Origin of the sequence: Sphingomonas sp. KRR8 (assembly GCF_023559245.1) — a bacterium.
In the GTDB taxonomy this organism is placed as follows: Bacteria; Pseudomonadota; Alphaproteobacteria; order Sphingomonadales; family Sphingomonadaceae; genus Sphingomicrobium.
Genome location: NZ_CP097462.1, coordinates 1429737 through 1452067, shown reverse-complemented (window position 1 = coordinate 1452067; position 22331 = coordinate 1429737). Strand labels below are relative to the sequence as shown.

General features: G+C 67.5%; 24 protein-coding genes. 20 read left to right on the top strand and 4 right to left on the bottom strand.

Annotation, left to right across the window (positions count from 1 at the left end; translation table 11 throughout):
- Positions 1 to 14 precede the first annotated feature (14 nt).
- From ftsZ to M8312_RS07325, 6 genes are all read left to right on the top strand, one after another.
- Positions 15 to 1412, top strand: a complete 1398-nt coding sequence (gene ftsZ / locus M8312_RS07350) for a cell division protein FtsZ (protein ID WP_250117076.1) — start codon at positions 15 to 17, stop codon at positions 1410 to 1412.
- Positions 1413 to 1558: 146 nt separating this feature from the next.
- On the top strand, positions 1559 to 2827 hold the full coding sequence (locus tag M8312_RS07345) for a tetratricopeptide repeat protein (protein ID WP_250117075.1): 1269 nt from the start codon (positions 1559 to 1561) through the stop codon (positions 2825 to 2827).
- Positions 2824 to 3987, top strand: a complete 1164-nt coding sequence (locus M8312_RS07340; protein ID WP_250117074.1) for a deoxyguanosinetriphosphate triphosphohydrolase — start codon at positions 2824 to 2826, stop codon at positions 3985 to 3987. Before M8312_RS07345 ends, M8312_RS07340 begins: the two co-directional genes overlap by 4 nt.
- A 64-nt stretch (positions 3988 to 4051) precedes the next feature.
- On the top strand, positions 4052 to 5509 hold the full coding sequence (locus tag M8312_RS07335) for a DUF1800 domain-containing protein (protein ID WP_250117073.1): 1458 nt from the start codon (positions 4052 to 4054) through the stop codon (positions 5507 to 5509).
- A 2-nt stretch (positions 5510 to 5511) separates the two neighbouring features.
- Positions 5512 to 6654, top strand: a complete 1143-nt coding sequence (locus tag M8312_RS07330) for a DUF1501 domain-containing protein (protein WP_250117072.1) — start codon at positions 5512 to 5514, stop codon at positions 6652 to 6654.
- Between the two features lie 81 nt (positions 6655 to 6735).
- The gene (locus tag M8312_RS07325) at positions 6736 to 7158 is read left to right on the top strand and encodes a DoxX family protein (RefSeq protein WP_250117071.1); all 423 of its coding nucleotides are present in this window, start codon (positions 6736 to 6738) and stop codon (positions 7156 to 7158) included.
- Positions 7159 to 7218: 60 nt separating this feature from the next.
- Here M8312_RS07325 and M8312_RS07320 read toward each other — a convergent pair whose 3' ends face one another.
- Positions 7219 to 7623, bottom strand: coding sequence for an RcnB family protein (locus tag M8312_RS07320; protein ID WP_250117070.1), 405 nt, complete (start codon positions 7621 to 7623; stop codon positions 7219 to 7221).
- Positions 7624 to 7784: 161 nt separating this feature from the next.
- Here M8312_RS07320 and argS point away from each other — a divergent pair, with 161 nt between their 5' ends.
- Genes argS through tatC form a run of 9 tightly spaced genes read left to right on the top strand, consistent with a single transcriptional unit; the run spans position 7785 to position 14767 of the window.
- Positions 7785 to 9518: an arginine--tRNA ligase gene (gene argS, locus M8312_RS07315; protein ID WP_250117069.1), complete on the top strand. Its 1734-nt coding sequence runs from the start codon at positions 7785 to 7787 to the stop codon at positions 9516 to 9518.
- A 2-nt stretch (positions 9519 to 9520) separates the two neighbouring features.
- Positions 9521 to 10279 (top strand): SPOR domain-containing protein, encoded by a 759-nt coding sequence (locus M8312_RS07310; protein ID WP_250117068.1) that lies wholly within the window; start codon positions 9521 to 9523, stop codon positions 10277 to 10279.
- A 1-nt stretch (position 10280) separates the two neighbouring features.
- Positions 10281 to 10931, top strand: coding sequence for an SPOR domain-containing protein (locus tag M8312_RS07305; protein ID WP_250117067.1), 651 nt, complete (start codon positions 10281 to 10283; stop codon positions 10929 to 10931).
- A gap of 1 nt (position 10932) precedes the next feature.
- Positions 10933 to 11940, top strand: coding sequence for a beta-N-acetylhexosaminidase (nagZ, locus tag M8312_RS07300; protein ID WP_250117066.1), 1008 nt, complete (start codon positions 10933 to 10935; stop codon positions 11938 to 11940).
- A complete protein-coding gene (locus M8312_RS07295) occupies positions 11937 to 12692 on the top strand; it encodes a segregation and condensation protein A (RefSeq protein ID WP_250117065.1) in 756 nt (251 codons plus the stop codon). Before nagZ ends, M8312_RS07295 begins: the two co-directional genes overlap by 4 nt.
- Positions 12692 to 13261 (top strand): SMC-Scp complex subunit ScpB, encoded by a 570-nt coding sequence (scpB, locus tag M8312_RS07290; RefSeq protein WP_250117064.1) that lies wholly within the window; start codon positions 12692 to 12694, stop codon positions 13259 to 13261. The genes M8312_RS07295 and scpB overlap by 1 nt, the downstream gene beginning before the upstream one ends.
- A 28-nt stretch (positions 13262 to 13289) precedes the next feature.
- On the top strand, positions 13290 to 13583 hold the full coding sequence (locus M8312_RS07285; protein ID WP_250117063.1) for a twin-arginine translocase TatA/TatE family subunit: 294 nt from the start codon (positions 13290 to 13292) through the stop codon (positions 13581 to 13583).
- Positions 13584 to 13601: 18 nt separating this feature from the next.
- On the top strand, positions 13602 to 14000 hold the full coding sequence (locus M8312_RS07280) for a Sec-independent protein translocase subunit TatA/TatB (RefSeq protein WP_250117062.1): 399 nt from the start codon (positions 13602 to 13604) through the stop codon (positions 13998 to 14000).
- Complete coding sequence (gene tatC, locus M8312_RS07275) at positions 13997 to 14767, top strand: twin-arginine translocase subunit TatC (protein ID WP_250119696.1); 771 nt, start codon at positions 13997 to 13999, stop codon at positions 14765 to 14767. The genes M8312_RS07280 and tatC overlap by 4 nt, the downstream gene beginning before the upstream one ends.
- Positions 14768 to 14935: 168 nt before the next feature.
- Here the strand turns inward: tatC and M8312_RS07270 are convergent, their stop codons facing one another.
- Complete coding sequence (locus M8312_RS07270; RefSeq protein ID WP_250119695.1) at positions 14936 to 16543, bottom strand: sensor histidine kinase; 1608 nt, start codon at positions 16541 to 16543, stop codon at positions 14936 to 14938.
- A gap of 27 nt (positions 16544 to 16570) precedes the next feature.
- Entirely contained in the window at positions 16571 to 16831 is a 261-nt protein-coding gene (locus M8312_RS07265) for a NepR family anti-sigma factor (protein WP_250119694.1), read from the bottom strand.
- A gap of 191 nt (positions 16832 to 17022) precedes the next feature.
- Between M8312_RS07265 and M8312_RS07260 the strand changes: the two genes are divergently transcribed.
- From M8312_RS07260 to M8312_RS07250, 3 genes are all read left to right on the top strand, one after another.
- Positions 17023 to 17826 carry a response regulator gene (locus tag M8312_RS07260; RefSeq protein WP_250119693.1) on the top strand — a complete coding sequence of 268 codons (804 nt, stop codon included), beginning with the start codon at positions 17023 to 17025 and terminating at the stop codon, positions 17824 to 17826.
- A 75-nt stretch (positions 17827 to 17901) separates the two neighbouring features.
- Positions 17902 to 18045 carry a hypothetical protein gene (locus M8312_RS07255; protein ID WP_250119692.1) on the top strand — a complete coding sequence of 48 codons (144 nt, stop codon included), beginning with the start codon at positions 17902 to 17904 and terminating at the stop codon, positions 18043 to 18045.
- Between the two features lie 82 nt (positions 18046 to 18127).
- Positions 18128 to 18775 carry a sigma-70 family RNA polymerase sigma factor gene (locus tag M8312_RS07250; RefSeq protein WP_502957446.1) on the top strand — a complete coding sequence of 216 codons (648 nt, stop codon included), beginning with the start codon at positions 18128 to 18130 and terminating at the stop codon, positions 18773 to 18775.
- 82 nt (positions 18776 to 18857) lie between these two features.
- Here the strand turns inward: M8312_RS07250 and M8312_RS07245 are convergent, their stop codons facing one another.
- On the bottom strand, positions 18858 to 19043 hold the full coding sequence (locus M8312_RS07245; protein WP_250119691.1) for a hypothetical protein: 186 nt from the start codon (positions 19041 to 19043) through the stop codon (positions 18858 to 18860).
- Between the two features lie 66 nt (positions 19044 to 19109).
- Here M8312_RS07245 and M8312_RS07240 point away from each other — a divergent pair, with 66 nt between their 5' ends.
- Together M8312_RS07240 and M8312_RS07235 are read left to right on the top strand one after the other, a co-directional pair.
- Entirely contained in the window at positions 19110 to 21806 is a 2697-nt protein-coding gene (locus tag M8312_RS07240; RefSeq protein ID WP_250119728.1) for a bifunctional [glutamine synthetase] adenylyltransferase/[glutamine synthetase]-adenylyl-L-tyrosine phosphorylase, read from the top strand.
- Positions 21803 to 22258 (top strand): peroxiredoxin, encoded by a 456-nt coding sequence (locus M8312_RS07235; RefSeq protein ID WP_250119690.1) that lies wholly within the window; start codon positions 21803 to 21805, stop codon positions 22256 to 22258. The genes M8312_RS07240 and M8312_RS07235 overlap by 4 nt, the downstream gene beginning before the upstream one ends.
- Positions 22259 to 22331: the final 73 nt, after the last annotated feature.

Below are 22331 nucleotides of genomic sequence, written 5' to 3'. Positions count from 1 at the left end.
TGGGGGACATCCGAATGAGCATCGACTTCATCCGTCCGGCCGTCGACGAGCTTCGTCCCCGGATCACGGTGATCGGCGTCGGCGGTGCGGGCGGCAACGCCATCGCCAACATGATCCGCCGCGACGTTCAGGGTGTCGACTTCCTGGTCGCCAACACGGACGCGCAGGCGCTCAACCACAGCCTGGCCGACCGCCGGGTGCAGCTGGGGCCGAAGATCACGCAGGGCCTGGGGGCGGGATCACGGCCGGAGATCGGCCGGGCCGCGGCTGAAGAAACGCTCGACGAGCTCGACCGCCTGCTCGAGGGCGCGCACATGTGCTTCATCGCGGCCGGCATGGGCGGCGGCACCGGTACCGGTGCGGCGCCGGTCATCGCCAAGGCAGCGCGCGACCGCGGCATCCTTACCGTTGGCGTGGTAACCAAGCCGTTCGCGTTCGAAGGTGCGCGCCGCGCCCGTGCAGCGGAGGCCGGCATCAATGAGCTGCAGGCCCATGTCGACACGCTGATCGTCATCCCGAACCAGAATTTGTTCCGCCTCGCCAACTCGGACACGACCTTCAAGGAAGCGTTCGAAATGGCGGACGAGGTGCTGCAGCAGGGCGTCCGCGGGATCACCGACCTGATGGTCATGCCGGGCCTCATCAACCTCGACTTCGCCGACGTTCGTGCGGTGATGGGCGAAATGGGCAAGGCGATGATGGGCACCGGCGAAGCGTCGGGCGAGAATCGCGCCATCGAGGCGGCCGAGAAGGCGATCAGCAACCCGCTGCTGGACGGCGTCAGCATGAAGGGCGCCAAAGGCGTCATCGTGTCGATCGTCGGCGGCGAGGACATGCGCCTGATGGAAGTCGACGAGGCCGCCAGCCACATCAAGGAACTGGTCGACGCCGACGCCAACATCATCTGGGGCTCGGCCTTCAACAACGATCTGGACGGCAAGATCCGGGTCTCGGTGGTCGCCACCGGGATCGAGGCGGAGGAGGCGTCCAAGCCGACCACGACCTCGACCACCACCAGCAGCACGGCGCCGACCAAGGTGTTCAGCTTCCCCGGTGCCGGCCGGAACGCCAGCGCCACCGCCGCTGCGCCGGCCGCCACGCCCGCTCCGGCCGCCGCGCCCCAGGCCTCGGTCGAGCCGCTCGACCTGGGCGCCGACGAGGATTCGGACGAGTTGCTGCTCGACAGCGACGACATCCTGACATCGCCGGTCGGAGCCCCGCCGGTTCCGCCGCCCGCCGCCGAAGTGGAGGAGCCCGCCCGGCCCAAGCTCCAGCGCGACAGCGGCACGCTGTTCGAGCGGATGAGCAACATCGCGCGCGGCGCCGGCAAGATCGATGAAGAGCCGGCCCCGACCATTCGCCGTGAGCCGCTGGACATCCCGCGTTTCCTCAACCGGCAGAACAATCAGTAAGCGCCATCGGCGGCTTTGCTGACGACGAAGAACCCCGGCCTCGGTCGGGGTTCTTTTCGTTCAACTCACCTGCTCCTCACCACGCCCCGTCGCTCGGCCCCCTTCCGGCAAGCTGCGGGCAAGCTAACCCCTTCCACAGGGTGGGAATGATCCGGATCAGCGTGCTTGGAGCGTGTGCGGCGGCGATGGTGCTGCCGGGATCGGCGCGTGCGCAATATATCGGTGGCAACGCGCCGCCGCCGCCGGCCGCGCCTCTACCCGGACAAGTGGAGACGCCGGGTGCCGCGCTGGCGCGAAACATCCGGATACTCGCTGGTGACCCGCGCAATTATCAGGCGCTGCTCGGCGCCGGGCAGGCCGCCCTGGCCAGCGGCGATGCCGAAGCGGCGATCGGCTTCTTCGGCCGGGCCAGCGAAGTGAATGCCGCCAGCTGGGTTCCCAAGGTCGGCCAAGGCGCGTCGCTGGTCCAGCTGATGGATCCCAATGCAGCGATGCAGGCATTTGCCGAAGCGCAGCGGCTTGGCGCCAGTCAGGGCGCGATCGCACTGGACCGGGGCCTGGCCTATGACCTGCTGGGCGATCAGGCTCGGGCGCAATCGGACTATCGCGTTGCCCTGAGCGGGACCGACCCCAACGAAGCGCGGCGGCGGCTGGCGCTCAGCCTGGCGGTGAGCGGGCGGCGCGCCGAAGCGCTGGCGGCACTTGATCCCTTGCTGGCGCGGCGTGATCCGGGAGCCTTGCGGGCACGGGCGTTCGTCCTTGCGCTGACCGGCGACACCGGCGGTGCGCTCAGTGCCGTGAATGCCGCGCTTCCAGGTCTTGCGGGGAGCATGGATCCTTTCCTCCGCCGCCTCTCGACACTTCAGCCAGCGGAGAAGATCGCGGCGGTTCACTTCGGCGTGATGCCGGGCAATGGCGTCAGCGGCGGCCCTGCTGCGCGGATTGCGCAGGCGCCGGTCGAGGACCGGCTCGGCGACATCGATCGCTTGCTGCATCCGGCCGAGCCGCAAGCGGCCGCTGCGCCACAGCCCGGACCCATTCCCGCTGGTCCTCCTGCCGGGCGGCTTTCACCGGTTCCGACGGTGGTGCCCGGCGGGCCGGCCGTGCCCGCCGTGTCGCAGCCCGTTCCGGCCGCAGCGGTCCAGCGCTCGCGCATCTGGCTCCAACTCGCCAGCGGCACCGATCCCAACGCCTTGCCCGAGCAGTTCCGGCGGCTGGTGAACCGCAACCGCGACCTGTTCGAGAACATCAGCGGCTATGTGGCCGAGGAGAATGGCCGTAGCCGCTTGCTCATCGGCCCCTTCAAGAGCACGGCGGACGCCCAGACCTTCGCCGAGGACCTTTCAAGCGTGAACATCGACAGTTTCAGCTGGACCAGCGCGCCCGGCCAGGTGGTTCGCAAGCTGCCGCAATGAGCGCGTTCGCGGCGCTCGCCGCTCGGCCCGACCAGTCACGGGGGCGGCTGTTCGCCGAACCCGACCAGGGCCCGCGCGGTCCGCGTGACCTGTTCCAGCGCGACCGCGACCGGATCGTCCATTCCGTCAGCTTCCGCCGTCTGCGCCACAAGACGCAGGTGTTCGTCGCGCCCGACGGCGACCATTACCGGGTCCGGCTGACCCACTCGATCGAGGTCGCCCAGATCGGGCGGACCATCGCCCGAGCGCTGGGCCTAAACGAGGACCTGACCGAGACTTTGTGCCTGGCGCATGACCTTGGCCATCCGCCGTTCGGCCATGCCGGCGAGGACGCTCTCAATGCCGCGTTGAAGGAGTGGGGCGGGTTCGATCACAACGGCCACACGCTTCGATTGGTGACCTGCCTGGAGGCGCCCTATCCGGAGTTCGACGGGCTCAACCTCAGCTGGGAAGCACTCGAGGGTCTGGCCAAGCATAATGGCCCGATCGCGGAGCCGCAGTGGGCGCTGGCGGAGGTCGACCGCGCGGTGGGGCTGGAGCTGGCGAGCTGGCCGAGCCTCGAAGCGCAGGTCGCGGCGCTCGCCGACGACATCGCCTATGACAATCACGACATCGACGATGGGTTGCGCGCCGGGTTGCTCAGCCTTGAGGCGCTACTCGAACAGCCGTTCGTCCGGCGGCATTGGGAGGCGATCGAGCGGCGCCATCCCGACCTTGCGATCGACCGCAAGCTCAAGGCGCTGGTGCGCGACCAGATCGGCACCATGGTGGGCGACCTGATGAGCGAGACACGGCGGCGGATCGTAGCCGCGGGGGTCGAGACCATCGCCGATGTTCGCGCCGCCGGGCAGCCGCTGGTCGCCCTCTCCGACGAGCTGGCGGCGGACGAGCGGTCGCTCAAGCGCTTCCTCTACGCCAACCTCTACAATGCACCGCCGCTGCAGCCGGTGCGGCGCGAGGCCCAGCGCGTGGTGGGCAATCTGGCGCGGGCCTACTTGGCAGACCCTCGATTGCTGCCGGACAGCTGGGCAAGAGGGGAGGAAGACGCCACCGCGAGGGCCCGCACGGTGGCCGATTACGTGGCCGGGATGACCGATCCATTCGCGATCCGCCGCCACCAGGAGCTGTGCGGCAAAGTTCATCTTCCAGACCGCTTCTAGTCAGTCAGCGTTCAGTCGGATTGGCGGATTTCCGCTGCCACCAGACTGACGGGAGCGGCGTTAGATGACGGATCTTGCCTTTGCCATGAACCGCTTCGGCCTTGGGCCACGCGGGGATCAGCCGGTGGCCGGGCGCGACGGCCGCGAGTGGGTGGAGGCGCAGCTTACCCAGAAGCTCGCTGCTCTGCCGAACGTTCCGAGCCGGGCCGAGGCAGCGGAGGCGCTGACCGCTTATCGAACGGAGCGGCGCGACGTGAAGGCCGGCGGAATGATGATGCCGGCCAGCATGCCGATGGCGCCCGCCACTTCGCCGCCGCCGGCGGCTGACGACAAGGCCATGCGACGGGCGGCCCGGCCGCCCGAACTGGTCGAGGCGCTGAAGGATCAGCGCGCATTGTACCTGCGGGCGGTGGACGCACGGATGAGCGCGGCACTGTCGACGCCAACGCCGTTCCTGGAGCGGATGGCACATTTCTGGGCCAACCATTTCGCGGTGGGTGCGACCAAGGCGACCACCGTCGGCTATGCCGGGCTGCTCGAACTGGACGCCATCCGGCCCAACTTGACCGGCCGCTTTACCGACCTGCTGCTGGCGGTGGAGCGGCATCCGGCAATGCTGCTCTACCTCGACCAGGCGCAGTCGGTGGGACCGAACAGCATGGCCGGCCAGCGCGCGGGTGCTCGCGGCCGCAACATCGGTTTGAACGAGAACCTCGCGCGGGAGATCATGGAGCTGCACACGCTGGGTGTGCGAACCGGCTACAGCCAGGCCGACGTGACCGAGTTCGCGCGGGCGCTGACCGGCTGGACCGTGGCAGGGCTGGGACGCGGGCCGATGCAGCGGTTCCTGACCGGTCCGCCGGGAGACTTCGCCTTTGCCGAGGTACTGCATGAGCCAGGCACCCGGACGATCTTGGGCAAGCGCTACGGCATGGATGGCGAAGCGCAGGCGCGCGCGGTCCTCATGGATCTTTCGGTGCATCCGGCGACCGCGCGGCATATCGCCACCAAGTTGACCCGCCACTTTGTCGCCGACGATCCGCCGCCGGCGGTGGTCGCCAAGGTCGAACATGCCTTTATCGGCAGCGGCGGTGACCTGCCGACCGTCTATCGCGCGCTGATCGCCTCACCCGAGGCGTGGCAGCCGGACAGTCCGAAATTCCGCAATCCGTGGGATTGGACCGTGGCGAGCCTGCGCGCGCTGGACGTACCAGCGCCGCCGGCGCAGCGCACGGTTGGACTGCTTCAGGAGCTTGGAATGCCAGTCTGGCGGCCGACGTCGCCGGCCGGCTTCGACGACATCGCCGCCAGCTGGGCCGGACCCGATGCCCTGGTGCGAAGGGTGGAGGCGGCGCAGCGCTTTGCCACTGCGGCCGGGCAGGGAAAGGACGCACGGGCGCTTGCCCCGAGGGTGCTTGGCGCTCGCCTAACTGACGCCACCGCCACTGCCATCAGCCGGGCCGAAAGCCCTGCGACGGGACTAGCGCTGCTGCTGGTGTCCCCCGAATTTCTGAGGAGGTAGTCATGGACCGCCGCACCTTCCTGTCGACCGGCGCCGTTGGCATCGCCGCCACCACCTTCGCTCCGCGCCTGGCCTTCGCGAAGGCGGCGACGGACCGCCGCTTCCTGTTCGTGATCCAGCGCGGCGCCGCCGACGGGCTGGCGATCCTCGCGCCTACGGGCGATCCGAATTACGCGCGCCTCCGCCCGCAGCTGAGCGCGGATGTGGCCGGCGGCACGAAGCTCGATCCCATGTTCACGCTACATCCCGCGCTGAAGCAGGTGGCGGCGATGACAGCCGCCAGGCAGGCGCTGCTGGTCCATGCGGTCGCGTCGCCCTACCGCGACCGCTCGCATTTCGACGGCCAGAATGTGCTCGAGACCGGCGGCGCGCTGCCGTACCGGCTGCAGGACGGGTGGATGAACCGGCTGCTCCGGACCATGCCGGACGATCCGCAAGCCATCGCCTTCGCGCCGACGGTTCCGCCGGCCTTGCGCGGTCCGGCGCAGGTGGCGTCCTATGCGCCGTCCAACCTGCCGCAGGCGGGCGACGACCTGATGATCCGAGTTGGGGACCTTTATGCCCGCGATGCCCAGCTCGGGCAGCTGTGGAACGAAGCACTGCAGGCGCGGAGCACGGCCGGCGATCTCGCCGGAGGCAAGGGCGCGGCGGCCGCCGGCGCTCTGGCCGCGCGGATGATGAAGGGGCCGGCCGGTGCCCGCATCGGGATGATCGAGACCGACGGCTGGGATACGCACACGGCGCAGAAGGGGCGGCTGAACGCGCAGCTCAACGGCCTGGACGCGATGCTTGGCGCCTATCGCGATGGTCTAGGTGAGGATTGGAAGAACACGCTGGTGCTGGTTGCGACCGAGTTTGGCCGGACGGCGAAGGAGAATGGCACGGGCGGCACCGACCATGGCACCGGCTCGACCGCCTTCCTGCTCGGCGGCGCCGTCAACGGGGGCAGGGTGCTGAGCGATTGGCCAGGCCTCGCCGACGCCGCGCTTTACGACGGGCGCGACCTCAAGCCGACGATCAGCCTGGATGCGCTTGTCGCGACGGCCCTGGCCCAGCATTTCGGGCAGGACCCGGCGCGAATGGCGGGGATCCTGTTCCCGGATACGGGTTCCGCGCCACTTCGGCAGACGCTCGCCATTGCGTGAAGCGAGCAGCCAGCATCGAAGCTGGACTTGCGCGGCGGTCGTGGCAAGCTGCCCGGACCTGCAGACACCGGGGGATTGAACATGGATGGATTGTCGAGGTTCGCTGGACCGGCGCACGCCTTGCTGCGGATCATGGCCGGGCTGCTGTTTCTCGAGCACGGGATGCAGAAGTTCCTGTCCTTTCCACCCGGAGAATATTCGGGAGCGGGCTGGGCGCTGAACAATCCGATCGCCTTTGCGGGCGTAGTCGAGCTGATCTGCGGCTTCCTGATCACCATTGGCCTGCTGACCCGGCCGGCGGCATTCATCGCCTCGGGCACCATGGCTGTCGGCTACTTCATGGTTCACGCACCGAAGAACTTCTTTCCGCTGAACAATGGCGGGGACGCGGCGGTACTCTACTGCTTCGTCTTCCTGTTTCTGGCGGCAGCCGGCGCGGGTCCTTGGAGCATCGACGGTCGCCGGCGCACGGTCGTCAGCGACGTTCGCGACACTGCGGGCTGAGGGCATGAATAAGGGCCCGGCGCCATCAAGCGCCGGGCCCTCCTTCAGACCGCTATGCGATTAGTAGCGGTTGTGGATCACCCGCAGCACGCGGCCGTTGCGGGCATTCACCAGCAGCAGGTCGTCGCCGTAGCGCACCCAGCGCTGGTTCACGCCCGGACGGGCGAGGTTCCAGCGGCCATAATCGTTGACAACGTAGCGGTTGCCCCAGAAGGCCGGACGCAGCTGGTAGCCGACCACGACCGGGCGATAGCGCCAGCCCGCATAGGGTGCGACATAGGCCGAGCGGCGGTCGCGGCGCATCTCGCGCTGGTCACGGCGCAGTTCGCGGCGGTCCTGACGAAGCTCGCGGCGATCCTCGCGGACCTCGCGCCGGTCGTGGCGGATTTCCTGACGCGCCTGAGCGTTGGCAACGGTCGGAACGGCGGTGGCCGCCATCAGTCCGAGCAAGATCAATTTACGCATGACATTCTCCTCTTTCATGCCCCAAGGCCGCCGAAACGGCCCCGCAATGGACAGGCACTACGAGCGGGCGGGTGAATTGTGCCGGAACGCGCCGTTCATCGGGCGACAAGCGGTTGGGCGAAAAGGGTGACGCGTGGGCCGGTGCGCGCTAGACGCGCGGCATGTCCTTGTTTGCCCGCTTCTCCGATCACCTGACCACCATCCTTGACGCCATGACGGCAGCGGGGGAGCTTCCGGCCGACCTCAATCGCAAGGCGGTGGCGGTCGAGCCGCCGCGCGATCCGAGCCACGGCGATCTCTCGACCAATGCGGCCATGGTGCTGGCCAAGCCCGCGGGCACCAATCCGCGCGCGCTGGCCGGGCTGCTCGCCCCTCGCCTGGAACAGGTGCCGGGGGTGACCGCCGTCGAAGTCGCGGGGCCGGGGTTCATCAACCTTCGCCTCGATCCCCGTCTCTGGCGCGAGGAACTGGACACGATCTTGCGCGAGGGCGACGGATACGGCCGTCGCGACCTCGGCCAGGGCAGCCGGGTCAACGTCGAATATGTCTCGGCCAACCCGACCGGGCCGATGCACATGGGCCATTGCCGGGGCGCGGTAGTCGGCGATGCGCTGGCCAGCCTGCTCGAGGCCGCGGGGTTCGTGGTCACCCGCGAATATTACGTCAACGACGCCGGCAGCCAGGTCGACACGCTCGCCCGCTCGGCCCACCTGCGCTACCGCGAGGCGCTCGGCGAAGAGATCGGCGACATTCCCGAGGGCCTGTATCCGGGCGATTACCTCATGCCGGTGGGAACCCTGCTGGCGGCCGAGTTCGGCAGCCAGTATGTCGATCGGCCCGAAGCCGAATGGCTGCCCATCTTCAAGCAGAAGACGGTCGCCGCGATGATGGATCTCATCCGTCACGACCTCGCGCTGCTCGGCATCCACCACGACAAGTTCAGTTCGGAGGCCGAGCTTCAGGCGAGCGGCGCGCCGCAGCGGGCGATGCAGGTGCTGCGGGACAAGGGCCTCGTCTACGAAGGCGAGCTGGAACGGCCCAAGAGCCTGGACGAGCATGACGAGTGGGAGCCGATGGAGCTGACGCTGTTCCGTTCCACCCAGTTCGGCGACGACCAGGACCGGCCGATGAAGAAGTCGGACGGCAGCTGGACCTACTTCGGCGCCGACGCCGCCTACCACCTGCAAAAGGCGGAGAGCGCCGATCACCTGGTCAACATCTGGGGCGCCGATCACGCGGGCACCGTCAAGCGGATCAAGGCGGCGGTGACTGCCCTGACCGACGGCAAGGTCGATCTGGACGTCAAGCTGGTGCAGATGGTTCAGCTGCTCCGCGCCGGCGAGCCGATCAAGATGAGCAAGCGGGCCGGCAATTTCGTCACCCTGGCCGACGTGGTTGGCGAGGTTGGCAAGGACGTGGTCCGCTTCATGATGCTGACCAAGCGGGCGGACACGCCGCTCGATTTCGATTTCGCGAAGGTGGTCGAGGCGTCCAAGGACAATCCCGTCTTCTACGTGCAATATGCCCATGCGCGGATCGCGTCGCTCGGCCGCAAGGCCGTAGAAGCGGGGATCGCGCGTGACAGTGCCGCCAATCTCGACCTGCTCGATGCGGAAGAACTGGCGCTGGTGCGTCAGGCCGCGCAATATCCCCGGGTAATCGAAGGCGCCGCCCTTGCCCATGAACCGCACCGCGTCGCATTCTACCTTTATGAGCTGGCGGCGCAGTTCCATGCCCTGTGGAATCGAGGCAACGACGATCCCGGCCGGCGCTTCCTGCTCGAGGACCAGCCGGAGCTCAGCCGGGCACGGCTTGAGCTGGCGCGGGGCGTGCAGCAGGTGATCAGATCGGGCCTCAAGATGATGGGCGTCGAAGCGGCGGAGGAGTTGCGGTAGCGATGGCCGAGCCGGCGCGACAGACTGACGACCGGCTCCCGTGGGTCACTGGTGCGCCGCAAGACGCACCGCCGCCCCCAAGCCCCGCGCGCAAGCCGCGTTTGCCGCTGTTGGCGGTTCTGCTCGGTGCCGCATTCGCGCTGATCGCGATCGGCGCATACTGGCTCGGTTCGCGACCGGGCACCGGGTCGGCCTCGGGCGAGGCGGAGACCGAGCGTCCGGGCATGTCCGCGCAGGTTGCCACGCTGGCCGAAGCGGAGGCGCAGGAACAGGAGCAGGCGCGGGAGAATGCCTCCCGCTCAGGCGAGGGCGACACTGGTGCGCCGGCAGTCGAGAGGCAAGGCGCGCCTTCCACGACCGACGCCCGTTCCTCGGCTCCCGAGCGCTCGCGCGTGGTCGAGCAAGCGTCGCGGCAGCCGATCGCTTCGTCTCGGCGGAAGTCGCTGCGGAGGAAATCGACTGGCGAGGGCGCCAGCGAGCTGGCGCCGATGTCGCTGCAGCCGGTCGTTCGCGGGCGGCTCATCCAGACCGGCGCCTTCCCAAGCCGGGATGAAGCCGAGCGCGCATGGGCGGTGATGGTTCGCAGATGGCCTTACCTGGCGACCAAGCCGCGGCTGATCTCACCGCTAGAGGTGCGTTCGACCGATGGGCGGGCGACACAGATGTTCCGGGTGCAGCTCGCGACCGCTTCGCAAGCCCAATCGGTTGTCATATGCCAGCGGCTGGTAGCGGCGAAACAAAGTTGCGTGGTGGTGTACTGAGATGGCGGCGCAGGAACAGAATTTCCCCTGGCTCGAAGCGGTCGACGACGAGGACGACGGGCCTCGCTGGTCCGCCGGGCGGATGCTCATGGCAGTGGTGCTGGCGCTACTCGCGGCCGCGCTGATCGCCGGCTCGATGTTCTGGCTTGGCCGGCGCAATGCGGAAGGTGCGGGCCCACCCGAGCTGATCAAGGCCGACCCGCGCCCCTACAAGGTCAAGCCGGCCGATCCGGGCGGGCTCGACATCACCGGTGAAAGCGGCACGGCCTACGCGACCAGCGCCGGTGAGCAACCCGACGCGCAACTGGACCTGAACGCGGTGCCGGAAGAGCCGGTCGCCCGACCGAGCAAGGCGGCTCCCGCTGCGCCGCCGCAAGAGGCTGCGAGCACACCGGCCAAGCCGGAGCCTGCCGCGCCCGCGGGGCCGGCGGGGAGCACCATTCAGCTTGGCTTCTTCCCGAGCCAGGCGTCCGCCAGCAAGGTCTGGGATTCGCTGTCAGGTCGTTTTCCGGCAGTGGCCGGTGCGACCAAGCTGATCGTGCCCTATCAGCAGGGCTTCCGCCTGCGCGCCAGCTATCCGTCCGCTGCCGAGGCAGGGCAGGCGTGCCAGCTGCTCAAGGTCGCGGGCGAAGCCTGCTTCGTGGTCCGCTAGGATGCAGGCTGCCATCTATTCCCTGGCAGGGCCGGCACTCAGCGCCGACGAACGGGCGTTTTTCGCCGACGTCGATCCTGCCGGCTACATCCTGTTCCGTCGCAATTGCGAGAACCGCGCGCAGCTGAAGGCGTTGACCGACAGCCTGCGCGAGATCCACGGCCGGCCCGAGCTGCCGATCCTGATCGACCAGGAAGGCGGCCGGGTGGCACGGATGCGGCCGCCGGAATGGCCGTCCTTTCCGAGCGGCGAGGCATTCGACAAGCTTTACCAGTTGGCGCCGTCTTCGGCGATCGAGGCGGCGCGGATGAACGCCCGCGCAATCGCGCTGGTGCTCGCCGAATGCGGGGTCAATGTGAACTGCCTGCCGATGCTCGACGTCCGGCAGCCAGGCGCGACCGACATTGTCGGGGACCGTGCTTATGGCGGCGAGCCGATGCAGGTGGCGGCGCTCGGTCGTGCGGTGCTTGACGGCATGGCGACGGCCGGGGTGCTGGGTGTGCTCAAGCACATGCCCGGTCACGGTCGCGCGCTGGTCGACAGCCACAAGGAACTGCCGATCGTCACCGCCTCGGACGAAGCCTTGGCTGTCGACCTGGAGCCGTTCGAGCGGCTGGCGGCGGCGCCCATGGGCATGGTCGCCCATATCGTGTTCACCGCCTGGGACGCCGAGCGCCCATCGAGCCAGTCGCCGACGGTGATCGAGCGGATCATTCGTCAGCGGATCGGCTTTGGCGGCTTCCTGATGACGGACGACATCGGCATGGAAGCGCTGCAGGGCACGCCCGGCGAGCGCTCGGCGGTGGCCATCGCGGCGGGTTGCGACGCCACCCTGCATTGTTCCGGCAAGCTGGAGGAGATGCTCGACGTCGCCGCCCGTGTCGGTGCGCTGACGGCGGAGGCCGACGCTCGGCTGGCGAGGGCGATGGCCGGGTTGATGCTGGAAGGCGAGGGACCCGACCTTGCGGAAGTCACCGCCAAGCGCGACGAGCTGCTGGCCCTGGTGTGACCGCCGAACTCCCCCTGCGCCATGACGATGAGCTGACCCTCAGCCTTGGCGCGTGGGAGGGGCCGCTGGACCTGCTGCTGAACCTCGCGCGGACGCAGAAGGTGGACCTGGCACAAATTTCCATCCTGGCGCTGGTGGAGCAATATCTCAGCTATTTGAACGGGGCGCGGGCCCTGAGGCTGGAAATCGCCGCCGACTATCTCGTGATGGCGGCGTGGCTGGCCTATCTGAAATCCTGCCTGCTCCTGCCCAAGGACCCGCAGGCCGACCCGAGCCCCGAGGAACTCGCGGCCCGGCTGCAGCTGCGGCTTCAGCGTCTCGACGCCATGCGGGAGGCGGGAGCGCGGCTGATGGGCGGCGACCGCATCGGCCGGGACGTGTTCCTGCGCGGGGCGCCCGAAGGCCTGCGGCTGGTCCGCAAGGCGGCGTGGCAGGCGACCGCTTTCGACCTGTACGCGGCCTATGGCGCCATTCGCGCCCGGTCCGCGCCGGTCGTGCACATGATCGCTCGGCGCGCAGTGCTGACGTTGGAGGAAGCGATCGAGCGGGTTTCGGCCCTGGTCGGGGCCCGGCTGGAGTGGAGCCAGTTGGAAAGCTTCCTGCCGGCCACACAGGATCCCGTGTTCCGCCGGAGCGCGCTGGCCTCCTCCTTTGCAGCGACACTGGAGCTGGCGAAGAAAGGGCAGATCGAACTGCAGCAGGGCGGACCGTTCGAACCGCTGATGGTGCGCGCGCGGGCGGCGAACAGCTGATGATCGACGAATTCCTCCGAGCGGTCGAGGCGACCCTGTTCGCCGCCGAAACGCCGCTGACGCTGGACGACATCGCCGTCCAGGTCGGCGAGGGCGACGTGAAGGCGGCGCTGGCTGAACTGGCCGACCATTATGCCGGCCGTGGCGTCCAGCTGGTAGAGCGCGGCGAGCGTTGGCACTTCCAGACCGCGCCGGACCTCGCGCACCTACTTCGCCGCACCCGCGAGGAGCCGCGCCGCCTAAGCCGCGCGGCCACCGAGACGCTGGCCATCATCGCCTATCACGAGCCGGTCAGCAGGGCCGAGATCGAAGCAATCCGCGGAGTGCAGATATCGAAGGGCACGCTCGACGTGCTGATGGAGGCGGGCTGGGTCAGGCCGGCCGGACGGCGCGAAGCACCCGGCCGACCGCTGCTCTATGCCACCACCGCCGAGTTCCTCGGGCACTTCGGTCTGGGCTCCCGTCGTGACCTGCCGGGGATCGACGACCTGCGGGCGGCCGGGCTGCTCGACCCGGTCGACCTCACCGTGAACCAACTGCAACTGGAAAGCGCCGAGGAAGAAGACTAGATAGCCCCCAGATTAGGAGTAGTTGGTCATGGGCGGCTTCAGTTTCTGGCACATTCTTCTGTTCGCGCTGCTGGTGCTGCTGCTGTTTGGCGGCAATCGCTTTTCCGCGATGATGGGAGACGTCGCCAAGGGCCTCAAGAACTTCAAGGCCGGCATGGCCGACGACGAGGAGGACCAGCGCCGCCGCCACGAGCAGCAGCAGCGGGATCAGAGCCGGCTGGGTAGCCCGGAGCGCCCGATCGACGTGACCGCTCATCCGCGTGCGGCCGATCCTGTCGCCCCGCCGCCCCCGCCGCCGCCGGCGCAGGACCCGCGCGTTTAAGCGCCAGGGCACGCGCCGATGTTCGGCGTCGACAGCAGCGAACTCTTCATCGTCGCCGTTCTGGCGCTGATCTTCATCGGCCCCAAGGAACTGCCGGCCACCATGCGCACGGTCGGGCGCCTGGTGGGCAAGGTGCGCGCCCATGCCCGGCACTTCACCGCGGGCATCGAGAACATCATGCGCGAAGCCGAGCTGGAGGAGATGGAGAAGCGCTGGAGGGAAGAGAATGAGCGGATCATGCGGCAATTCCCGGTCGATCCACTCGGCTTGACGGCGACTCCGCAGGACATTCCCGGGCCGGTAATGACTTCGCTTCCACCACCCGCGGAACCGCCGCTGCCGTCGCCGGAGACGCCCGCCGACGAGCCACGATTGCCGCTGGGCGAACCCGACCATACGGGACGCCCGCTGCCGTGAAGGACATCGACGACACCAAGCAACCGCTTCTCGAACATCTGATCGAGCTTCGACGGCGGCTGCTGATCAGCCTGGTGACGCTGATCGCCGCTTTCTTCCTGTGCATGTATTTCGCCCGGCCGATCTACTCCGTGCTGTTGCAGCCACTGGCCCGCGCCGGGCAGGCCAAACTCATCTACACCGACGTGTTCGAAGCGTTCTTCTCCGAAGTGAAGGTAGCGCTGTTCGCGGCCCTGATGCTCTGCTTCCCGGTATTCGCGACACAGGCGTGGCGGTTCATCGCGCCGGGCCTTTATGTGAAGGAGAAGAAGGCCTTCTTGCCCTTCCTCCTCATGACGCCCTTTTTCTTCGCCGCCGGGGCACTGTTCGCTTTTTACGTGGCGATGCCGTGGGCGCTGAAGTTCCTGCTGGGCTTCGACGGGCAGATCGGCGGGGTGCAGCAGGAGGCGCTGCCCGGCGTCGGCAATTACCTCAATTTCGTCACCCGTTTCCTGTTCGGCTTTGGCGTCGCCTTTCTCACGCCTGTGCTGCTGATGATCCTGGAGCGGGCGGGCATCGTCACCCGCGAGCAGCTGGCCAGCCGCCGGCGGCACGCGATCGTCGTCTGTGCCGCGGTCGCCGCCGTACTGACGCCGCCGGACGCCGTGTCCATGCTGCTGCTGCTGGTGCCGCTCTACGCGCTGTATGAATTCGCGCTGCTGGCGATCCGGATCACGCACTGGCGCGCCGCCCGCAAGGCCGCTGCCGCGCCGGATCCTGCCGCCTGAATTTCTCTGATTTCTGCTGCCCCAGACACAAGTGGGCCCGGAAGCGCTACCGGGGGGGGGGAGGGTAAGCGGTTCCGGGCCCATGTAAGCGGACAGCGAGAGCGGGGGGGCAAAAGGTCGCTATCCGAAGAGTAGAACGACAATCCCGGAGGCTTGTTCCGGCGCACCTCAACTTTTTTCGGGCAGCACCGATTTTTCTTCTTCCCGGTAATCGCGCGGCGGAAACACGGGACAGATCACGCTGTAACTGCCGGGCTCGCGTTCGAGCGGCGAGCGCAATTGCTTGGCGAGCCCGCTGATGATCCGTTCGAACTGGGGGCGTTCGTCGACGGTCGCCGGGTCCAGCAGGGTGGCCGCGATGGTATAGCGCGCCGACAGGTCGTTGATCCGCTCAAGGGTAAGGCGGACCGCGTCGTTCGGGTGCGTCAGCATCGCGCATTCAACCACTTCGGTGGTGAAAAAGGCGAGTGCGACGGCGGAGTCCTGGGTGGTGTTGAGTGTGTCCAGCTGCAGGTCGATGTTGAAGCGCCGGGCACTGTCCGGTGCGCTTCCACGCAAGCTGGAGGCAAGCTCGCTGATCAGCGGACGTAGCGAGATGCCGCGATTTTCCTCGAGCTCGGCATAATGATTGCGGTGGACAACGGCGAGCGCATCCACCCGGCGGCCGATCGATGCATACGCATCGCGCGCCTCCGGGGCGGCGGTGGTTCGACTGTGGATGTTGAGCAGCGAGGCGATGACCTGCAGGTTGTTCTTCACGCGGTGATGAACTTCACGAACCAGGCGGCGCTGCCCTTCGAGGGCCACGGCCATGTCTTTTTCCGACTGCTCGATCCGGACAACCGCGCGGCTGAAGCTGGCGGCGAGTTCCTGGATCTCCGTCGCAGAGCCGAGCCGTTCTGGCAGCTTGAGGTCACCGCTGCCGGGTTCATAACTGCTGACCGCGCGCTGCACCCGGCGAAGCGGGCGGATGAGGAAGCGGCTGACCATCAGCCAGCTGAGCAGGGCGGCGAGGATCCACATCACCAGCGGAAGCAGGATCACGCTGCGCTCGCCCGCCGTAATCCGGCGCACATAGGCCGCGGTGTGAACCGACAGCTGGTTGCCAGCGATCGTCCAGTCACGATCGATCAGCTGGAGGTCGGCGTCATGGCGAGGAAGTTCGACGGGCGGGTCCGCAGCCGCGTTTTCGTCGTCGATCAGGGTGGCAGTGGTCTGACGGTCGGAGATGGTGAGCCGACGCAGCGTGTCGGTGGAGGTCAGCGCGGCATCGCGCAATTCTTCCCGGGAGAGGGTTCCGGTGCCGATCCCGCCAAGCACGCCGACGCGATAGTAGAGCACGTTTCCGCTCGGTGAGAGCCACAAGCGGACCTTGCCGGGGGCGATAAGCGCACCCTCATTCGGTAGCTGGATGGTGCCCACCGTGCAGAGCAGTTGGCCGTTCGCATCCTGCAGGGCGAAGCTTCCCGCTACATTGGGCGAAACGCTGAGCGAGCGCTTGGCAAGTGCGCAGGCGTCGTCGCCCGGGGTGCGGAGCGCCGCAGTGGCAGCGATTCGCAGCGCCAGGACATTGCGCGACAGCAGGCTTTCAACCGCGCGACTGGCGCCGCGGCTGCGGGTTTCCGTCTCGGAAATGAGCGCCTGATTGGCGCGGTTGATACTGGTTGTTGCCGCCCAGACCAGGACCAGGCCCAGCGGAAGAATGGCCGCGGACAGGATGATCAGCAGCTTGCCAGGGGTGGGCAGGCGACGGAACCAGCCGAGCAGTCCGTTCATGCCGCTACGCCAATGGCGCGAGAACGGTCAGCTGAGCTTGCCGAGAAGGTCGAGGAAGTCGTTGGGCACTTCTTCACGGAGAGTGTCGTCATAGACGGTCTTGAGCGCGCGCCCGACCGAACCCGGCGGATCGGTGCGGCGGCGCTTCTTCGGCGCCTCGCTCCGCTCTCTTGGGGGAGGGCGGTTTTCCGCATCGTTGTTCGCACTCAACCTTTCGTCCCCCGTAACGCCGACATTGCCATGGCGCAAAATACTCGTGATCTCATCTGGAAAGCGCAGAGACTGCACGAAACGCCCCCCTAGAAGTCGAGCAGCCGCCTCGTCAACGAGATGCGGTCAGCCTCGGCACGGAAACCTTATTGCCCGCTGTTTGTTCCGGGCTCGCGATAAGAAAAATGCGCCCTGTGCCGCAGGGTTGCACATTGCCGTTGCGGCTTCCAATAGGGGGCCAAATGTCGATCATGGAGAATTAGCCGAATATGTCGCTGGGCCAGGAACTCGCTCCGCATCTGCCATTTCTGCGCCGGTATGCCCGTGCGCTGACCGGCAGCCAGACTCATGGCGACGCGTTCGTCCGCGCAACGCTGGAGGCGATCGTTGCCGCCCCGGACAGTTTTCCGCGCGACGTCGAACCGCGGCTTGGCCTTTACAAGACATTCCACGCCATCTGGTCGACCGCCAACATCGAGGAAGGCGAGGACGGCTTTGCAGGCGACCTCGGCAATCCGGAGAGCATCGCACAGGCACGCCTGTCGCGGGTCACTCCGCTGTCGCGCCAGGCACTGCTGCTGACCGCGCTTGAAGGCTTCTCGTCCAACGATGCCGGTTACTTGATCGGCGCCAGTCCGGACGAGGTCGAGAACCTCGTGTCCGAAGCGATGGAGGAAATCGAGCGGCAGACCCATGCCGACGTGCTCATCATCGAGGACGAGCCGATCATCGCGATGGACATCGAGACGATCGTTCGCGACCTCGGCCACAATGTCACCGGCGTTGCGGTGACCCGCGACGAGGCGGTGGCGCAGGCTCGCGCGCACCCGCCGGGCCTGGTGCTGGCCGACATCCAGCTGGCCGATGACAGCAGCGGAATTGACGCAGTGCGCGACATCCTGGTGGAATTCGCGGTGCCGGTGATCTTCATCACGGCCTTCCCGGAGCGGCTGCTCACCGGTACCCGTCCGGAGCCGACCTTCCTCATCACCAAGCCGTTCCAGCGCGCCACGGTGAAGGCGGCGATCGCGCAGGCCCTGTTCTTCGACGCGGCGACGGTTCCGGCAGGTTAATCCGCCGAACCGAGGGAACTCCGGTTCCCAGCGTTGCGTTGGCTTATCAAACGCATCGTCGGGGAACGTAGCATCATGGAACAGGATCGGCCGGAACATCTGACCGGAACGGAGGCGCGCGCGGGTACCACGCCGCACATGGCGCGGGTGGCGCTGTTCGGTGGCCTGGGTCTGGTAATCCTGATCTTCGCCATCATTATATGGGTAGGCGGCCGTTAAGGCCGTGGACTGTTTGTCTCAGCCAAAGCTGTCTAATGAGGTTCCGGCCGCGCAACGCGCCGGTAGTGGCGAGTGGGGGAATTTGAGCGCTCACGAAGATATCGACGACTTGGACGAAGTGGAGGCCCCCAAGCCGGAGCCGATTCCCCTTTCCGATCCAGAGTTCAAGGACCAGCTGGCGCAGGTCATTCCGCACCTTCGCGCCTTCGGCCGCTCGCTTTCTGGCAGCCGTGACCTGGCCGATGACCTTGTCCAGGAAACCCTGCTCAAGGCCTGGGCAGCACGCAAGCGCTTCCAGGCCGGCACCAACATGCGCGCCTGGACCTTCATCATTTTGCGCAACCTGTTCCTGAGCCAGATGCGCCGAGCTCGGTTCAAGGGCGAGTGGGACGAATTGACCGCCTCCAAGTTGCTCGCGGCACCGGCCAGCCAGGACAGGCACGTGGAACTGGGCGACATGCAGCGGGCGCTGATGCACCTGCCGCAGCCGCAGCGCGAAGCGCTGATCCTCGTCGGTGCCGGCGGTTTCGCCTATGAAGAGGCGGCCGAGATCTGCGGCTGCGCGGTCGGCACCATCAAGAGCCGCGTGGCGCGTGGGCGAGTGGCGCTGGAGCAGCTGCTGTCAGGCGGAAAGCTGCCGAGCCGGCGTCAGCACAAGACCGATCCGAACGTTTCCGCATTGTCGCAGATCATGGGCGAAGTCGACGAGCTCGCGCGCGACCGGGACTGACGAACCCCAAGAGAATCACAGCGAAGCGGGCCAGTGTCTCTCAAGGAGGCACTGGCCCGCTGCTTTTGTGTGGGACGCGGGCTCAGCCCAGGCGCGCGAGGAGGTCGTCGAACTGGCGGTCCTCGCCGGTAGTCGACGCTTGTGCGAACGCGCGCCGCAAAGCGGCGGTCACACCGGCATGGGCGGGCGGAAGCTCGACACGAATGACTCGTCGATCCATGTTGCGCTCACTTAGACCCGCCGCCTTCTTGGCAGTTTCTGAAACCATTTGTTTCTTCAACGCGGTAAGTGGCGTGGAGTTTCGTCGGACCAGCCATTGGAACGGTCAGTGATCATGCAAGGCGCTTCGGAGTTGCTTATCCGCGACACTGCACTGCAGCGCGCGCGAAGCTGCTCGCCGTTCCTTGGTGAGGCGATCGAGCGCTGTGCGGACGTGGTTGGCGACTTTCGCGAGCACGGACCGGAAGCGGCAGTCGCCACAGCGTTGCGGATCGGCGCTGACCTTCCGCTCGCGGAACGGCTTCGCCGTCAGCGCCTGCGGCTGGCGCTGGCGACCGCCCTTGGTGACCTGTCCAGCGAGTTCGCCCTCGAGCAGGTGACCGCCGCACTGTCCGACTTCGCCGACGGTGCGATCGATGCAGCGCTTCGGCAGGCGGTGACCGAGCGGATGGGTGACGAGGTACCCTTCGCCGGATTGACGGTGCTTGCACTAGGCAAGCTCGGCAGCCGTGAGCTCAACTACAGCTCGGATGTGGACCTCATCCTGCTGTTCGATCCGGACACGCTGCCTCGGCGCGGGCGCGACGATCCAGGGGAGGCGGCTGTACGGTATGGCCAGCGGCTGATCGAGCTGCTCCAGCGCCGCGACGAGCATGGTTATGTGGTGCGGGTCGACCTGCGACTGCGGCCGTCTCCCGAGGTGACCCCGATCGCCCTGTCGGTGGGCGCGGCCATCTCTTATTACGAGAGTTCGGCGCTGCCGTGGGAACGGGCAGCGTTCATCCGGGCGCGCGCCTGCGCTGGCGACATAGACCTCGCCCGCTCCTTCCTTGGCGCGATCCAGCCGTTCGTCTGGCGACGGAGCCTGGACTTCGGCGTGGTGGACGAGATCCGGGCGATCTCGACCCGCATTCGTGACCATTACAGCCAAGGGCAGGAACTTGGTCCGGGGTACGACCTGAAGCGCGGCCGCGGCGGCATTCGCGAGGTCGAGTTCTTCGCCCAGATCCAGCAATTGATCCACGCCGGTCGTGAGCCGGCACTGCGGACGCCGGCAACGCTCGACGCGCTTGGCGCGCTGCGAGACGCGGGAAAGCTCAGCGAAGCGGATGCGAACGCGCTTTCCAGCGCCTACCGGGCACTTCGCACCGCCGAACACCGGGTGCAAATGATCGCGGACGCGCAAACGCATCTGCTTCCCGCGGCGGGCGCTCCGCTAGACCAGGTGGCGACTTTGCACGGGCTCGCCGATGGCGCGGCGCTGCTCGCGTGGCTGCGCCCGCACGTGAGCGCGACCGAGCGATTGTTCGGAGAACTCGCCGACGATCGGGGCGGCCGGCTCAGCAACGATCCGCAGATTCTCGGCGACGAGCTGAAGCGCATGGGGTTCGTGGACCCCCAGCTGCCCGCGCGGCATGTGGCGGACTGGCGATCGGGCAGGGCACGTTCGCTGCGCTCGGCGACAGCACGCGATGCTTTCGAGGCCATGCTGCCGGCCCTGCTCGGTGCCATCGCGCAAGGGCCAGACCCGGCCGCGGCGCTCAACCGGCTCGCGGATCTGGTCGAACGGCTATCAAGCGGAGTGAATTTCTACCGGCTGATCGCGGCGCAACCGGAGTTGGGGGCGCTGCTCGCCACCATCCTCAGCCATGCGCCGGCGCTCGCCGCGCAGCTGGGGCGGCGACCGGAGCTGCTCGACGGGCTGCTCGATGCCTCCAGCTTCGCGCTCCCCCCCTCCGCGGGGGAGTTCGCCGAGCGGCTGTCCCGGGCCGTCGCTGGACTGCCGTACGACGCGGCGCTCGACCGGGCGCGGGCGGTGGTCGGCGAGCGGCGCTTCGGGCTTGGCGTGCAATTGGTCAGCGGGCACCGCGATCCGATCGCGATCGCCGAAGGGTATAGCGATGTCGCCGAAGGAACGGTGATCGCGCTGGCGGCACTGGCGCAGGCCGATTTCGAGCAGAGCCATGGCACGGTGCCCGGCGGCGAGCTGGTCGTGCTGGCCCTTGGCCGGCTGGGCGGGCGGGCGCTGACCCATGCCTCCGACCTCGATCTCATCTTCATCTACGACGCCCCGGACGGCGCGCAGAGCGACCACGCCAAGCCGCTTACCCCGGCCGATTATTACAACCGGCTAGCACGCCGGGTCGTCGCGGCGCTCAGCGTGCCCACGGCCGCGGGACCGCTTTACGAAGTCGACACAAGGCTTCGGCCGCAGGGCGAGCAGGGCATGCTGGCGGTCAGTCTGCAGGCATTCGAGGCTTATCAGCGCGGTGAGGCGTGGACCTGGGAGCATATGGCGCTGTGCCGCGCGCGTCCGCTGACCGGCTCGCCAGCCGCGCGGGAGGCGGTGACGGGGGCGATCCGTGACGTTCTCGCCATGCCCCGCGATCCCGCCAAGGTGCGCGCGGATTCAGCGGCTATGCGAGCGGACATGAGCCGCCACAAGCCGGCGTGGGGACCGCTGGACGTCAAGCTTGGAGACGGCGGGCTGGTCGACCTGGAGTTCGCGGTGCACACGCTGCAGCTGTCGACTGCGCGAGGGCTCGATGCGCGCCTTGAGGTCGCCATCGAGGAGCTTGGGGAGGCCGGGTTGCTCGACGCGCCCCAGGTCGATGCCGACCTCCGCCTGCTGTCCCGAATCCTCGTCTGCCTGCGGCTCCTCGCGCCCGGGCAGGTCAAGCTTACGCCGCCAACCCAGACCCTGCTTGCACGGCTTTGCGGACAGGGTGACTTCCCCGCGTTGCTTGCGGCAATGAGCGCCGCGCGGCAGAGGATCGCGGCTTTATGGGCACGGGTGAAGGAGGGACAATGATCGAGGAAGGGCAGCGCGCACCGGCGCTTGGCGTGACAACGACGGATGGCGCCAGCGTGGACCTAGCCGCGCCGGGGAAGAAGATCGTGCTGTATTTCTATCCCAAGGACGACACCTCGGGGTGCACCAAGGAAGCGCAGGATTTCACCGCCCTGGCGGACGAGTTTGCAGCCGCCGGAGCAAAAGTCATCGGCGTGTCCCGCGACAGCGAGAAGAGCCATGAGAAATTCATCGGGAAATATGAGCTGAAGGTACCGCTGGCGACCGACGATGGCGCCATCAGTGAAGCGTTCGGCACCTGGGTCGAGAAGTCGATGTACGGCCGCAAGTATATGGGAATGGAGCGGGCGACGTTTCTGATCGGTGCCGATGGAACGGTCATCAGGGCATGGCGCAAGGTCAAGGTGCCCGGCCATGCGGCCGCCGTGCTCGAGGCCGTCCGGGAGCCTTGAGTGCTACCGACCTAAGTCCCGGCTGCTCCGGGCTTTTCTTTGGCCCTCCGCGCGCCTAAGTCGCCCCCAAGCT

Bases quoted from the DNA above. Each gene is read 5' to 3' on its own strand.
- ftsZ (WP_250117076.1), top strand. From the start codon at position 15: ATGAGCATCGACTTCATCCGTCCGGCCGTCGACGAGCTTCGTCCCCGG.
- M8312_RS07345 (WP_250117075.1), top strand. From the start codon at position 1,559: ATGATCCGGATCAGCGTGCTTGGAGCGTGTGCGGCGGCGATGGTGCTG.
- M8312_RS07340 (WP_250117074.1), top strand. From the start codon at position 2,824: ATGAGCGCGTTCGCGGCGCTCGCCGCTCGGCCCGACCAGTCACGGGGG.
- M8312_RS07335 (WP_250117073.1), top strand. From the start codon at position 4,052: ATGACGGATCTTGCCTTTGCCATGAACCGCTTCGGCCTTGGGCCACGC.
- M8312_RS07330 (WP_250117072.1), top strand. From the start codon at position 5,512: ATGGACCGCCGCACCTTCCTGTCGACCGGCGCCGTTGGCATCGCCGCC.
- M8312_RS07325 (WP_250117071.1), top strand. From the start codon at position 6,736: ATGGATGGATTGTCGAGGTTCGCTGGACCGGCGCACGCCTTGCTGCGG.
- M8312_RS07320 (WP_250117070.1), bottom strand. From the start codon at position 7,623: ATGCGTAAATTGATCTTGCTCGGACTGATGGCGGCCACCGCCGTTCCG.
- argS (WP_250117069.1), top strand. From the start codon at position 7,785: ATGTCCTTGTTTGCCCGCTTCTCCGATCACCTGACCACCATCCTTGAC.
- M8312_RS07310 (WP_250117068.1), top strand. From the start codon at position 9,521: ATGGCCGAGCCGGCGCGACAGACTGACGACCGGCTCCCGTGGGTCACT.
- M8312_RS07305 (WP_250117067.1), top strand. From the start codon at position 10,281: ATGGCGGCGCAGGAACAGAATTTCCCCTGGCTCGAAGCGGTCGACGAC.
- nagZ (WP_250117066.1), top strand. From the start codon at position 10,933: ATGCAGGCTGCCATCTATTCCCTGGCAGGGCCGGCACTCAGCGCCGAC.
- scpB (WP_250117064.1), top strand. From the start codon at position 12,692: ATGATCGACGAATTCCTCCGAGCGGTCGAGGCGACCCTGTTCGCCGCC.
- M8312_RS07285 (WP_250117063.1), top strand. From the start codon at position 13,290: ATGGGCGGCTTCAGTTTCTGGCACATTCTTCTGTTCGCGCTGCTGGTG.
- M8312_RS07280 (WP_250117062.1), top strand. From the start codon at position 13,602: ATGTTCGGCGTCGACAGCAGCGAACTCTTCATCGTCGCCGTTCTGGCG.
- M8312_RS07270 (WP_250119695.1), bottom strand. From the start codon at position 16,543: ATGAACGGACTGCTCGGCTGGTTCCGTCGCCTGCCCACCCCTGGCAAG.
- M8312_RS07260 (WP_250119693.1), top strand. From the start codon at position 17,023: ATGTCGCTGGGCCAGGAACTCGCTCCGCATCTGCCATTTCTGCGCCGG.
- M8312_RS07255 (WP_250119692.1), top strand. From the start codon at position 17,902: ATGGAACAGGATCGGCCGGAACATCTGACCGGAACGGAGGCGCGCGCG.
- M8312_RS07245 (WP_250119691.1), bottom strand. From the start codon at position 19,043: ATGGTTTCAGAAACTGCCAAGAAGGCGGCGGGTCTAAGTGAGCGCAAC.
- M8312_RS07240 (WP_250119728.1), top strand. From the start codon at position 19,110: ATGCAAGGCGCTTCGGAGTTGCTTATCCGCGACACTGCACTGCAGCGC.
- M8312_RS07235 (WP_250119690.1), top strand. From the start codon at position 21,803: ATGATCGAGGAAGGGCAGCGCGCACCGGCGCTTGGCGTGACAACGACG.